At 38.6% G+C, this 13,871-nt stretch carries 10 protein-coding genes and 2 pseudogenes; 7 read left to right on the top strand and 5 right to left on the bottom strand.

Features of this window, described 5'->3' with window-relative positions:
- The first annotated feature begins 208 nt into the window (after positions 1 to 208).
- On the top strand, positions 209 to 601 hold the full coding sequence (locus tag PSR9079_RS00485; protein ID WP_145234244.1) for a GreA/GreB family elongation factor: 393 nt from the start codon (positions 209 to 211) through the stop codon (positions 599 to 601).
- Between the two features lie 305 nt (positions 602 to 906).
- Here the strand turns inward: PSR9079_RS00485 and PSR9079_RS00480 are convergent, their stop codons facing one another.
- Both PSR9079_RS00480 and PSR9079_RS23610 read right to left on the bottom strand, forming a co-directional pair.
- Positions 907 to 3,639: a choice-of-anchor I family protein gene (locus tag PSR9079_RS00480; protein WP_149980022.1), complete on the bottom strand. Its 2,733-nt coding sequence runs from the start codon at positions 3,637 to 3,639 to the stop codon at positions 907 to 909.
- A 357-nt stretch (positions 3,640 to 3,996) separates the two neighbouring features.
- A pseudogene (locus PSR9079_RS23610) lies at positions 3,997 to 4,182 on the bottom strand (hypothetical protein); the annotation flags it as partial.
- On the opposite strand from PSR9079_RS23610, the gene PSR9079_RS00475 reads away from it, so the two are divergent.
- The 6 genes from PSR9079_RS00475 to PSR9079_RS00450 all read left to right on the top strand — a co-directional run bounded on the left by PSR9079_RS00475 (position 4,174) and on the right by PSR9079_RS00450 (position 9,470).
- Positions 4,174 to 4,527, top strand: coding sequence for a MarR family winged helix-turn-helix transcriptional regulator (locus PSR9079_RS00475; RefSeq protein ID WP_246175457.1), 354 nt, complete (start codon positions 4,174 to 4,176; stop codon positions 4,525 to 4,527). The pseudogene PSR9079_RS23610 and the gene PSR9079_RS00475 sit on opposite strands and share 9 nt — an antisense overlap.
- Before the next feature lie 273 nt (positions 4,528 to 4,800).
- Positions 4,801 to 5,868, top strand: a complete 1,068-nt coding sequence (locus PSR9079_RS00470) for a hypothetical protein (protein ID WP_145234248.1) — start codon at positions 4,801 to 4,803, stop codon at positions 5,866 to 5,868.
- 54 nt (positions 5,869 to 5,922) lie between these two features.
- Complete coding sequence (locus PSR9079_RS00465) at positions 5,923 to 6,759, top strand: TonB-dependent receptor (protein WP_220493323.1); 837 nt, start codon at positions 5,923 to 5,925, stop codon at positions 6,757 to 6,759.
- A 67-nt stretch (positions 6,760 to 6,826) separates the two neighbouring features.
- Entirely contained in the window at positions 6,827 to 7,612 is a 786-nt protein-coding gene (locus PSR9079_RS00460; protein WP_145234572.1) for an ETEC_3214 domain-containing protein, read from the top strand.
- A gap of 9 nt (positions 7,613 to 7,621) precedes the next feature.
- Positions 7,622 to 8,920, top strand: a complete 1,299-nt coding sequence (locus PSR9079_RS00455; protein WP_149980021.1) for a transglycosylase SLT domain-containing protein — start codon at positions 7,622 to 7,624, stop codon at positions 8,918 to 8,920.
- Entirely contained in the window at positions 8,910 to 9,470 is a 561-nt protein-coding gene (locus PSR9079_RS00450) for an LPP20 family lipoprotein (RefSeq protein WP_145234255.1), read from the top strand. Before PSR9079_RS00455 ends, PSR9079_RS00450 begins: the two co-directional genes overlap by 11 nt.
- Before the next feature lie 129 nt (positions 9,471 to 9,599).
- On the opposite strand, the gene PSR9079_RS00445 is transcribed toward PSR9079_RS00450, so the two are convergent.
- From PSR9079_RS00445 to PSR9079_RS00435, 3 genes and pseudogenes are all read right to left on the bottom strand, one after another.
- A complete protein-coding gene (locus PSR9079_RS00445) occupies positions 9,600 to 10,784 on the bottom strand; it encodes an IS4 family transposase (protein ID WP_149980020.1) in 1,185 nt (394 codons plus the stop codon).
- A 183-nt stretch (positions 10,785 to 10,967) separates the two neighbouring features.
- A pseudogene (locus PSR9079_RS00440) lies at positions 10,968 to 11,192 on the bottom strand (alpha/beta hydrolase family protein); the annotation flags it as partial.
- Between the two features lie 71 nt (positions 11,193 to 11,263).
- On the bottom strand, positions 11,264 to 13,726 hold the full coding sequence (locus tag PSR9079_RS00435) for a S9 family peptidase (protein WP_149980019.1): 2,463 nt from the start codon (positions 13,724 to 13,726) through the stop codon (positions 11,264 to 11,266).
- Between the last annotated feature and the right edge of the window lie 145 nt (positions 13,727 to 13,871).

Raw genomic sequence — 13,871 nt, 5'->3', positions numbered from 1 at the left:
TTTTTAAATTATAAAACACCATTGATATAATATTTTTATGAGGTATGATTACTTTAAATAAGAGGAACATCATGTTTATATTAATATCTCATCCACAAAAAACAAATCTCACCTTCGACATTTAAGCCGAGTGTAACTCTTACACTCGGCAGTCTCACTGTATTATTTTAAATTTAAGTTCGGTTCAGTTTTCGTGGAGATTTAGTCCGTGTTTGCTTTTCTGTTCGGGTACAAAACCCCTGCTTTTTATAAGTATAAAAACTATTTAAGCCAAAGTTCAGCATTTTTACATCCGCTGAAACTCGCGCATGTGTTGCAAAAAATAGAGTATTCACAACGACCTTGGTCAAAGTTTAGCCCACATGTACAAATTGGCTGTACCGTAGTCATCCAGCATACTGATACGGGTTATAAACGCCGTATAAGCTTAGTTCCGGCTACAGAAAAGGAGCTATCTAATAATGTTGTGTCATTACACTCTTCTATAGGTACTGATCTTTTAGGACATAAAATAGGTCACATTTTTGAGTGTAAAGAATATGGATGTTTTCACTCTTGGCAAATATTAGCAATTAATAGTAAGGAGAATTATATAGAGTAAATCATTTCAATTTTTATTTATTAATTTTTATATATTTAATTGGAGTTATTTATAATGAGTAAAGAAAAAGCTAAAAAACCAGCAAAAATGACGTTAAAAGAAAAGCGAAAAATACGTAAGGAGAAAACAAAGACAACCGAAAAGTAAAGAGTTGTCACTTTACATATAACGTTTCATGGAAACCTTAATAAAGTCCAAAGCTCGGCATTATAAAAATGTCGGGCTTTTATCGTTTAAATATATTAATAACAAAGGCCTCAATAGAGACCTTTGTTATAGATGAAGTTTAAATAAAACTGAATTAGCTACTGTATTGTTGGCACGGTAATAATTGATACAGAGCCTAGCGGATCTACGTTATAGTCTTCACTCGGTTCGCCTTCGTCAGCGGTGATGATTAATTTACCATCGGGACTGAAAGTTACCATATCTGGCAGTGCTCCGACCGCAGATATCATTTCAAGCTCATAACTACTCGTGTTAAACATAGCAACAACGCCAGTATCAGTTTTCACGCCTGACTCGATCGCAGCGGCAAGTTTTCCGTTTGATACTGCGACAGAATTAACACCTGCACCGTAATAGCTAATATCAATTGCGCCAAGTGTTGCAATGTTATTTGGGTTAGCAAAATCAATCACTTCAATACGAGGAGCGTTAAGCAAGCTGCCGTTATTTACTACGAATAAACGTTTTGTTTGTGCATCATAAGCCGTGATCTCTGCGGCGCCTTCACCACCTTCAATTAACAAGCGTGATGCAAAATCAAACTTGCCTTCGTTGTTTTCACTATAGACGGTGATATTACCACTGTCTTCGTTTGCAACTACCAGCTGCGCTTTTGACGTTGGGCTTTGATCAGCGGTTATAAATAACACCCCTTCTGGCGCATCATCACCTTGGGTAACGAGCATTTGCACAAAACTTACGGCATTAACATCACTAATATCATATACTGCAACCGCATCAGCACGCTCTAAAGCAATAAATGCATAGCGCTTATTGGCAACCATACCTGTTGTTACACTCTCAGGCTCAGTGCCTTTCGCATCACTGCGACCATCTGGGTAAACGCCGGCTTTATTAGCTTCAAAGGCAAGTGATGAACCACTATCAAACACCTGCTCACCGGTATCACCATTGAAGATTGAGAATGAACGTGCACCAAAACTATAGAGTTTATTATGACTTGATGCTGCAGTATCAGAATCAACATATTGCGATACTAATAAACGCCCTAATTCGACGTTGTTTTGTAATATACTTACGTCTGTAAATACCGACTCATCAAGCACGATATCTGCAACTTTCTCACCTTCAGCGAAGTTGCTAAACCAGTCACGTATATCCCCCTCGTTGGCAGTTAAAACGTAATCTATGCCATCTTGTGTAAATGTTGCGATGCCATCAGGTTGATACACACCCACTACGTTTGCGCGGGTTTGTAGTTTGATCATATTATCTTTATCACTGGCATCGATTTCATTGCCAGCCATACCATAATCTTTAAAGCCCAGCGGAAAAATATCAGTGATAGTTTTCGTGGTTAAGTCTATTTTTGCAAGGCCGTTATTCTCTTGCAATGACACCCATGCAGTGCTTGAATCAGCTGATACGGCGACATACTCAGGCTCAACGTCTGCAGCTAAATCTGCACCTTTACCAAATACTCGGAAGCCTTTGCTTTCAAGAGCCGCTTCTTGATCATTAAATGATGTGAAATTTAATGTAGTTGCAGCACCCACATGCATAGGAGTTTTGAAGTTTTTACGTCCAGGGCTGGCATAAAGTTGTGGCGCATTCTCATCAACAAGCTCTATAAATTCCATACCATCAGGAAAACGGCCATAACTATTAACATGGAAATCGCCATAACTGACTTGTTGATGCACTTGGCCTTGGTATTTTAGTTTAATGGTTTCGCCTTTGCCTAAGCCAAAGTCTTCATTATTATTTAAAATAGCCGTTGCGGGTGCACCGTTAGGTAACTGAGCACCCGTAACTAAATTCGGCAATAATACAATAAAGCCGTGGCCAGGAATTTCTGTACCTGCAGGGATAGTTAAACCCGCTTGGTTATTCGCTTCACGGTCTAAATCAACTAACTCCCACTCATTAGCTGCAAAAACAAATGGTTCAGAAGATGTGTTGTACAGCTCAACAAAATCAAAATCGGCGTCATCACGGCCTTTTGAAACCACTTCATTGATCACAATATTAGCGGCAGTTGCACCATCAACCGGCGCTGGTAATTTATTGGCAGCACCAGGCGTTGGCGCGAGCGCTTCATCTTGAGTGTGCCAATTACCACCATCTGGTAAACGCCCCCATGTAGACACATGGCTACCATCACTCCAATGTGCGCTATCTACAATTTGATTGTTGTGCACCAGTAATGCGGTGTCGCCTTTACCTAAACCAAAATCAGTATCGCCAGCAGTGGCAACTAAAGTATCTGTTGGTGCATCAAATGGAATGCTAGTTTGATCTGTGGCAATCACTAAAAACCCACCTGCAGCGATGGTTGTACCTTGTGGAATTTTAATGCCCGGCTCTTTATCAATCTCAAAGCCTTTTAAATCATTTACTGCCCAATTAGCGTCACTAAAGGTAAATGCTTGTTCAGAGTTATTAAACAACTCAATAAAATCATAACCGCCTTCATTTGAACGCACCTCGTTGATCACCACTTGCCCTGCTGATGGTGTCTCAGTAATTTGGCTAAATGTTGCAGTAACCTCTTTATGGTTATTCATTGTAAGAGTTAAAGAAGTCGCGCTATAGTCTGCATTACCAATATCGCCAGACCATGAAACAAATTTATATCCTTGTGCAGCCTGAGCGTTTAGCATAACAATAGCACCTTGCTCATAATCAGCACGCTCTGGACTTATTACTACGTTTCCAGCACTTTGCTCTGTGATATTTAATATCAGTTGGTAACGCAAAGGCTCTAAATCATTATCATCATCTGCTAGATCACAGCCACTCAATAGACCTAGCATTAATAAGCTGCCTACTATCGGTTTCAATTTCATCACATTTCCTTGGTATCGTTTTAGTTTTAATTAATCACGATACCCTAAAGCGTAATATTGACAGCTAAATGTAATTATCATGTCAATGGGATGACATTGCGAACGAGAATAAACTATAAGATCATGATTTAATTTATAATTCACCTCATTCTAAATAACCAAAATTCAGACGTGCAGGTAGTAATTTCCAACTCTAACTACGTTGAATTTACTTGCCGTTGCTCTCTAACTAATAGCTGTAGTGATGTACTGAATATCAGGTTGTAACTCTGCGCAATAGAAAAAATTTATAAAATGCTTAAAATTGTGAGGGACACTTTTTGGCATAAAAAGCGCAGCATAATCCGCGCTTTCAATTTACTCTGATACAGAAGGTTCAGTATTTGCTTGAGCATCGTTTGCAGGAGCTTCGTCAGTTAACAAGTATTTATCCAGCCATTGCTCTTGCTCCCAAAGCACATGCAGTAAACCCTTACGAGCACGATAACCATGAGCTTCGTAAGGTAACATCACTAAACGCGCTTCTTTACCTAAATGAGCAAGGTTTTAGGCTTAACGCACTCTGGTGCGGTTAGATTAATAAATACGCTTGAAAAAGAAGAGCTTGTAAAGAGGCGTAAATCGGTAAAGGATGCTCGCTCTGTTGTTTTATACGTAACTGATAAAGGAAGTCAAAGGGTTAAACGAGTACTAAACAGCCGAGAAACAGCCACCTCTAAAATACTAAATAGCTTTAATGATGAACAAAAACAAAGCTTTTTAAGCTTGATAGAACTAGCGCTTAGCAGCATAACAAGCGAGCAGATAAAAGCCCGTAAAATATGCAAACTATGTAACGAAGGTGTATGTAGAAAGCGTGGTTGCCCAGTAGAAAATGCAATTAAATAAAGTACACCCCACTTAAAAACTTATCCAATAAGTTAAAGAATGATAACAGCCACTTTAGTCGTTTTTCTTACATGAAATTAGGTAAAGATGGATTCGATTATAGTTATAAAATTCATGCATCTTTTTAAATTGTAAAGGTATTCCCCCCTTGTACCTTTTTTAAAATAAGAAAAAAGAACCGTTTTAATGAGAGTTTTAGCTATAAGGTTGACCCATCTAGTTACAAGTGTTAAAAAGTGAAAATGAACACTAACTTAATAAAGGAATAATTGTATGATAAAGGGAATAAAAATCGCTTTAGTATCAAGTGTAATGCTCTCTGGCTGTGTAGTTACTGAAACTATTAATGGAGGTATTGCTAGTTTAAATAACTCTTTCACAACTGCTGAATTACCTATTACATACACAAAAGCGGCTAAAGAAAGTGGCACTGAGAAAATGAAGCGTCTTGCAGTTATTTCAAATAACAGAAACGCATCTACAGGTATAATTGAAACAAACCTTTCAAATATTCGTGTGAATGGCCAACCTTACTTTACCTTTGTTGATAAAGCTTCTCTTAGTAAAATTATAGAACAACAACGGTTTAATGAAAGTGATATCAGTAACTCAAAAAACAGAACCCGCCTAGGTAAACTTACAGGCGCAGATACACTTATCACTGCTGACTACACTGCTGATGTAGATACCTCTACTTACTACGAAAAAGACAGTGAATGTATACAAAAAGGTGATAAATGGTACAAGTGTGAGAAGTCTAGAGAAATAACCATTAAGTGCTCAGAAAAAATTGCGAAAGTAAATTTTAAACCTAAGGCTGTATCTGTAGAAACAGGGCAAATTGTTTTTACTAAACAATATTCACGCCTATCAAGTAGTAAAGTATGTAAAGGTGACGACCCTCATCCATCTGACTCTGTATTACGAGGCAGAGCACTTGCCGCTGTAATAGAAGAATTAAAACAAGATGTTGCACCACACCAAGTGACTAAAAATGTAAAGTTGATGGAATCTGATGATTCAGATTTAACTGATAAAGCAGAAGAGTTATTAGACCTCGCTGTTGAATTTGCAGAAAAAGACATGCCTGACCACGCCTGCAAAACCTTTGCAAAAGCTCAAAGTCAGTATTCAGAGTCACTGGCTATAAACTACAACAATGGTGTGTGTGCAGAAAGAGCGAATGATTTAGAATTAGCAAAAGCATATTATGAAAAAGCGAGCAACTTAACATTAGACGTTGACGAACTTAAGTTTGTTATTGAAGGCCAAACACGGCTTGTCGAGCGTGAATCGGATAACGCAAAGCTAACTCTAGCAACAACTTCAAACCGTTTGTAATTTAAGTTAAGGCCTACCACTTTTGTGTTAGGCCTTATTGCTGTTGGTAAAACTATGACTACTAGAACATCCTCACTACTATTAGCGGCAATAGCGCTAAGTCCTTTCCTTACTAATGCAGCATCACATTGTAGTTGCAGCTCATACTATGCAAAGAATGCCCAGCCTAAGTGGGTAGGAATAGATATTGTTGATGATGAAAAATTAGCTAGTTCAGGCTCTTCACAATGCTCTGGTTTAAAAACAATTGATGAACGTCGGTCAGCTAAAAATGCGCGTGAAGAGCTCGCAAAATTACTAAATACTGATATTTCAGTGAAAGAAATAATTAAAAACACCTCGTCAAGCACAGTAAGCCATTCTGATTACAAATCGGTGATTGAGTCTCAAACCAATCAGCTATTAAAAAGCGCAAAAGTATATGATCGTTATGTAGACCCTATTAACTGTACTGTATATGCAGCTATTTCAATTAGTAAAGCCGATCTTGAAGAAGGCCAACAAGAAAAAATAAAACAACAACAAGCAATGCTAGGCGCAAAAAATAGTTGCTTAAAAGTAACGGGCGAAAATAGCTCTCAACTTACAGAGTTACTCACTGAGCAACTTTTACAGCATGGATATAAATTAACAAACTCGGCTTGCGAAGTGACCTATTTAGTTAAAAACTCGATAATAAAAGCACAAAGTAAACTTGTAATTACACAGTTAAAACTTCAAATAGATACACAAAGCAAAAAGTCTATTTGGCAACAACGTTTTGAAGGAAAAGGTTTGAGCTACTCTAAACGCTCAAAAACCGAGTTAATTCATTTAGCCAATCAAGACAGCACAACTAATTTAATAAATAGCATTGTAAAGTTAAAAAATACTGCTATCAATTCTTATTAGCGATTATATTAAGCCATATTTTAAACAGTTATATTTAACACTGATAAACTATATTTTAAGGATGAAAATGTCTGTAGGAAATAACTTAGAGCCTGAGGCTAACACTGAAGAAAATAAATCTTTGTTAGCTAAATTGAAAGGTTACTTTATTTTACTTATGGTTACTTTAATGGGTCTTGGAAATTGGGCCGATAGTAAAGCACTCATAATTGAAGGGTACAACGGATTCATTACTCACTTTACGAACCAAATCGAAGAAAAAAAGATTACTGCGCTAGATATTGGCAACTACTTACCTTACGCTGAAAAAAAAATTGGTATTCCGCAAGTAATTAAAACATCATCTTTGAATACTGATTACGAATATAGGTATTACAAAAATACGAAATATTTACTCACACTTATTAATAAAAATACTCGTATAGTCGGCATCGCCGTACATAGTTTAAAATACGATAAAGCTATGGTACCGGAATTTACACCCTTAATACCTTTTAATAAAAAAATGCTCAGAGTTAATAGTCTAAGCGATGTTATAAAATCAAGTAACGAATTTTATTTTGATTCTCATAATATTAAATATTATATGCAGTCAAAACAGTTAAATGCTCAAGGTATGTTTTTGAACCTTAGCGTTGGCTTTAGTAACTACGCACCATTACTTGATGAAACGCAAAAAGCTTTATTTAAACTTGATGAGTTAATGCTTACTCAAGATGACGAAAAAGCCTTAGCTAAAACAACCGAGATACTTGCTAACACTGCGGCTACATTTTATGCAGTATCTGAGCTATCTAGTGAATACATCTCTGATTCATTACTGACAACGTATGAATTTAACGCTTATTTTTAAGGATAAAAAATGCGTCACACTTTATTATTTTTTGCTTTATTTAGTGCTTACAGCGGGGCTACCACGCCGACGTTCGAAGAATTTAAAAAACAGCAACTTGCAAAACAAACCACTTTTAAAAACGATCATCAGTTGGAATATCAAGCATTCAGACAAGCATATCTCGAGGAATACGATAAATTTAGAGATAGATTATTGCAAAACTGGTCAAGACCTGTACAAAGCTCATTATTAGAACGTGTTGAATATAGTGCGGATAAAAAAACACGTATTATTATTGATGAACAAAATTCGACCGTGACTGTACAAACACTTGAAGGCTCAAATGAAACAGGACTAAAAGCGACTTCTCAAGAAGAAGCATTAACAACAAATCAATTGTTAAATAATGTTAAATTATCGCCGGTTTTAACTGATATTTTTAAAGACCATAGCTTACTCGATAAAGCAGTAAAAACAGCAAAAGTTGATATAAAAGCACAGCCAGACAAACATGAAAGCGAAGTCGCATTAATTAATGAAATTACTTCTCAACACGAGCAATCATTGAGTAGTTTAGATAAAAACGAGCAATTACCTAAAGCACAAATTGATATCCAAAAAGAGCAGCTTACCAAAGAAAAAGAACAACGTATTAGTAATTTAAATAATGCGCTAAAAAAAACAAAAGAGCAAAACCTTACCTACAAACGCATTAAGTCGCATACTTTCGCTCTACCCGATACTTATTTACAAAAAAAAGTAGCGCCTTTTGTTACTTATTATAGCCAGTTTTCTAAAGATCAATTATCTTTACTATTAGCTATTTCACATGCTGAGTCGTCATTTGATCCTAATGCAAAATCGCATATTCCAGCATTTGGATTAATGCAAATAGTGCCAAACTCAGCAGGCTTAGATGTTGCTCGCAGACAATTTAAAAAGGATATAGCTCCTACAGCTAAAGAATTATTCGACCCAAAAACTAATATAACTTACGGTGCTGGGTACTTAGACATTTTAACGACTCGATATTTGCGCAAAATTAATAATCCCATAAGCCGAAGATATTGTGCCATTGCAGCTTATAATACTGGCGCTGGTAACGTAGCTAAAGCATTTAACTTAAATAGAAGTACGAATATAAATAAAGCGGTAGCCTTAATAAACCAATTAGATAGCGAAGGTGTATACGCACAACTTATAAATAATTTACCGTACGACGAAACAAAAAAGTACTTACAAAAGGTAAGTAAATTAGATATTCAATATCAAAAAAACTTAGAACAATGGAACCTTAACAATAAGGAAGTAAATCATGCGAAATAAACTTTTAATATTGGCAGTTGCTGGAGTTATTACAGCATGTGGTACAACACCACAAAAGTCTCAACCTCTTGCTGAAAACGATTCTGTTCCAAGCTGGGTTTTACAACCTACAGCACCCGAGGGCGGTTTGGCTTCATCTAGCTGTGTAGTATGGACGGGCAATATGGCTGCAAGTAGAGCACAAGCTATTGCCAATGCACGTGCCGATCTAGTAACTCAAATTAGTGCTAAAGCGCAAGTAATGGATACACTAATAAACAAACAAACCCAACAGCAAGACTCAACGACGACTAATTCATCATTTACGCAAATAAGTAAACAGGTAGCTGAGCAAAGCTTAGTAGGGGCTATTGCTAAAGAAATTGGTTTTGCTCGCTTAGATGGAAAGAAACAGTTATGTGCGCTTGTAACTATGGAAAATACTAAGCCTTTATTTGATAAATTAATCGAAACGTCAGGAAAGAATTTAAGCCCTAATGATGAAGATATGCTTTACCGTGAATTCAAATTAAAAACAACAACTGATGAGCTTAAAGCGCTAGATAAATAAGCGTTTTATAACAGCCCTAATATAAGTTAGGGTTGTTATATTAATTAAATAACTACAATTAATTACCCTAGTATTAACCAAACCCCCACTAGCACCATTAAACTCCTAAGAGATCCCCAAAAATAATCTTTAATTTTCAATCGCATCACTCACATCCATATTTTTCCAATCGAGTTTCACTACCACTTGCACGAAATAGGCTAGCCCTTCCAAATAATCTCGCCGGTACAGTTTAATGGACTGTTTTTTGAAGTATCGCAGCCCAACAAATGCCCATGACACTACTCGCCTGCTTTTGCTTGAGTTAGCTTGAAAAGATCCTGTCTTTCCTGCTTTGTCTATCACTGCACCCAGCATCATTGAGAACCAATGCACCAGTGTTGCGAGCAGTAAAAGTATGTCTAATCGGTAGAGTTTGTTCGTTCTGTGCAGATCTGAGCCTAAGCCGAACCTAACACTTTTTTGATCTCGAAATCCGGCTTCTATCTGCATTCTCATGCCATATAATTTGAGCACTTTTTCGAGAAAGTGGTGCCTTTTTGGAAGTGAAGAAACGAGTAGCCAAGGCTCCTTATAACCACGTTTTTTATCTCTTTTTAATAACTTATGCCCCTTACCAACCAGCACTGCATGCGTTTGATATTTTGCACTTTTGGTCAACTCGGTCGCGCCAAGATACTGGCTCTTACGTTGATTGCTCTTGAATAGTGACTGGCATGGAACAAACTCATCGCTGCCCTGCGTTTTCAAGTGTGCCGTACCTCGAACTCGGCTAATATAATGCCAGTCATTGTTTCGCACGGCTTTGAGCCAAGGAACTTTAAAGCCCGCATCCGTCACAATAACGGGCCGACAATCACTCGGCAAGATCAGTTTGAGCATCTTCAAGAACCGTTTTTGTACTTTTGGGCAATGATATTGAAAGCTGAATGCACTTTCCTGATACAGGGTTAAAGAGCGACCTTCACTGACAATGCTGGCACGCAGAATACAATATTTGGTTTGTGTATCTGCATGACTCCAATCAACCAAAATGACGGGATGCTTTTCAGTGACCACAAAACGGCTTAAGTGAACATAAACCGTTGTTGATTCAAGCAAAAGCTCGTGGTTACTGAGCAGTCGATCAATACGTTTAATATCATGTTTTTCAGTTGTTTTTGAATTCAAATTGCGACCGATAGACGTCAAGGTGCATTGCTGACAGTGCAATAGAGATTTAACGGCAGCGACTAAGGTATTAAATCTGGCTTTATGAATTGATTTAGGGGTGACAGCGCGGAGCATATTGTGCAAAATAGTAAAAGCATTCATGGTGTTTAGCTCTGTTGTTTTTGACGATTCATAAGATCACAAAACACCATGAATGTTCCCTCGCTTCCCACATTTTTTAATACTGTTAGTTTATTGATATATAAAGGCTAATTCTGGGAATACTTTAGGTCTTCTTCCCCATATAATTAAATTAACAAGTGCGGCATAAACCGCGCTTTCAATTTACTCTGAAACAGAAGGTTCAGTATTTGCTTGAGCATCGCTTACAGGAGCTTCGTCACTTAACAAGTACTTTTCGAGCCACTGCTCTTGTTCCCATAAAACATGTAATAAGCTTTTACGGGCACGATAACCATGGGCTTCGTAAGGTAGCATCACTAAACGCGCTTCTTTACCTAAACCTTTGAGCGCAGCGTACATACGCTCGCTTTGCATCGGGAAGGTGCCGTGAGATTAAGGGTGGGTCTTCATCCCCATATAATTAAATTAACAAGCGCGGCATAAACCGCGCTTTCAATTTACTCTGAAACAGAAGGTTCAGTATTTGCTTGAGCATCGCTTACAGGAGCTTCGTCAGTTAACAAGTACTTTTCGAGCCATTGCTCTTGCTCCCAAAGCACATGCAGTAAACTCTTGCGAGCACGGTAGCCGTGAGCTTCGTAAGGTAACATCACTAAACGCGCTTCTTTACCTAAACCTTTGAGCGCAGCGTACATACGCTCGCTTTGCATTGGGAAGGTGCCAGAATTCGGGTCTTCTTGGCCGTGGATCATTAACATCGGCTCGTTAATTTTTTCAGCATGAAAAAACGGTGACATATTGGCGTATACATCCTGTGCTTGCCAAAAATCACGTTCTTCTCCTTGAAACCCAAACGGTGTCAAGGTCCTGTTATAGGCGCCACTGCGGGCAATACCGGTTTTGAATAAATCACTGTGAGCTAATAAGTTTGCTACCATAAAGGCGCCATATGAGTGGCCTGCAATGGCGATTTTATCTTTATCTGCAATGCCTTTTTCGACCAGCACATCTACCGCAGCTTTGGCACTTGCAACTAACTGCTTTCTAAATAAATCATTTGGCTCTTTACCATCAACACCGACGATTGGCATCTTCGGATCATCAAATACAGCAATGCCTTTTGCGAGGTAAGGCATTGGCCCCCAATAACCTATGTAGGTAAATTCGTACGGCGATTCACGTACTTGCGATGCAACTGCTTTATCTTTATATTCCAGTGGGTATGCCCACATTAATACAGGTAATGGACCTTGCGTTTTATCGTAACCTGGAGGTAAATATAGCGTACCAGAGAGTTCAACACCGTCATCACGTTGGTAACGCACAAGTTCTTTAGTCACCCCTTTAAACGCCGGGTATGGATGCTCAAAGGTAGTGAGCTGAGTCAGAGTGTCGGCATCTAAATCGCGAATAAAGAAGTTAGGTTGTTCGGTCTTAGATTCACGAATAGTAATTAGTCGCTCACCTTCATCATCAAGCATGGCGCGAACTCGCTCGTAATATGGCGCTTTTGATTGCCATAAACGCTTGGTTGTATTGGTCTTAATGTCGTACTGATCTAAAAATGGCACATTCCCTTGCTCTGACGCACCATCACCGCGCAAAAATATATAACGTCCACCAACCACTTTAATAACGTTTACACCGAGATCATTTCGCTCATAAATAGCGTCGCCCGGATCTTTATAAGCATCGTTATAGCTGCGCTGTGAAAACAATACGCGGTTATTATCCGCATCGCGTGGTTGGATCACATAGGTACGTAACTGGCGATCACTAAAACGCCACTCGGTTAAAAACGCAACGTTTTCATTCGCCCACTCAATACGTGAAAAACGTCGTTCTAGTTTAGCAAATAGTTTTGGTTCACGTTTAAAAGGTGAGCGTAAACTATATAGATGATCATGATACGGCACATCGGTTTTCATATCGCCGCCATCTTGCGCCTGCGCCCAAATGAGTTCGGCACCTTGGTCATCACGCCACTGAAAATCACGACGACCCGTTCGCACACTGTCATAACCTTGTGGAATGTTGTCGGCCAGTGGCTGTTTAGACAATTGCGCTAACGTATAACCACGCATGCCAAGCACCTGCCACGTTGTCGCAAAGCGGCTATAGGGTACTTGATACGAAAATGGTTCGTCGATAGTGGCTACTAAAATATTGGTTGAATCAGGCGAGATCGAAAATGATTTAAATAATGCTGGTTTGCCAATCGATAACGCAACACCGCTCAGAGGAATATAAGTTAATTGACCTTGGCCGTAAAACTTAAACTGCAACTCATCAAACGGGCTGGTTAATAAATTTTGGTAAGTCCGTGCTGGCGCTTTTTGACCGCTACTTTGTTGAATAACCGGCACAACGCTATTTGCATCACTAACTAATTTTGGCTTGCCAAGGTTAACCGCTTGGTTAGCAACAATTGCCGTGCTATCTGGTAACCATTGATAAGGGGTAGCTGTTAGCACTGAATTAAGAGCCACTGTTGACAACTGACGTGCTTGTTTAGTTTCGGCGTTATACACCCACAATTGCGCCTGAGTTGGTTGCTCAACAATAAACGCTAAATATTCGCTATTACTTGACCATTTAGGTGAGCGGATCACCCCTTGAGGTAAATTATTAACGGTAATCACAGCCCCAGTCGCAATATGTTTAACTTGTAACGCACTAAATTTAGTGCGAGGACGTGAGCGTGAAAAGTTTGCCGGGTTTAACTTTATACCCGCCAATTTCAATTCTTCTTTTGCTAAATCATCTAATGTTTCAACACGTTTACGCTCAAACAGCGCTAACCATTGACCATCAGCCGATAGGTAGCTACTCGGTGCTAATTTAGCATCAACCAGCGCGGCTAAATCACTTGAAGGGGTTTGATAGCCTTGTGCAGCAAGTACCGAGCCTGAAACACTTACGCTCAGCACTAACGCTAATAACAGCCTGATGCCTTTCATGGTGTATCCTTGATTTTTTATTATTAATAGCTGTATCTAAGCATGTTTTGCAACATTCATAAAGTTTTTGCGATTCTCGCTTCAATAACGCCGATAGATGACTTATTAGCTCAAACTACGTTAAACTGGCGCCTTCGTTCAAGCA

This window comes from Pseudoalteromonas rhizosphaerae, assembly GCF_902498845.1.
In the GTDB taxonomy this organism is placed as follows: Bacteria; Pseudomonadota; Gammaproteobacteria; order Enterobacterales; family Alteromonadaceae; genus Pseudoalteromonas; species Pseudoalteromonas rhizosphaerae.
The sequence above is the reverse complement of the archived record's forward strand: the minus strand, read 5'-3'. Positions and strand labels throughout refer to the sequence as shown.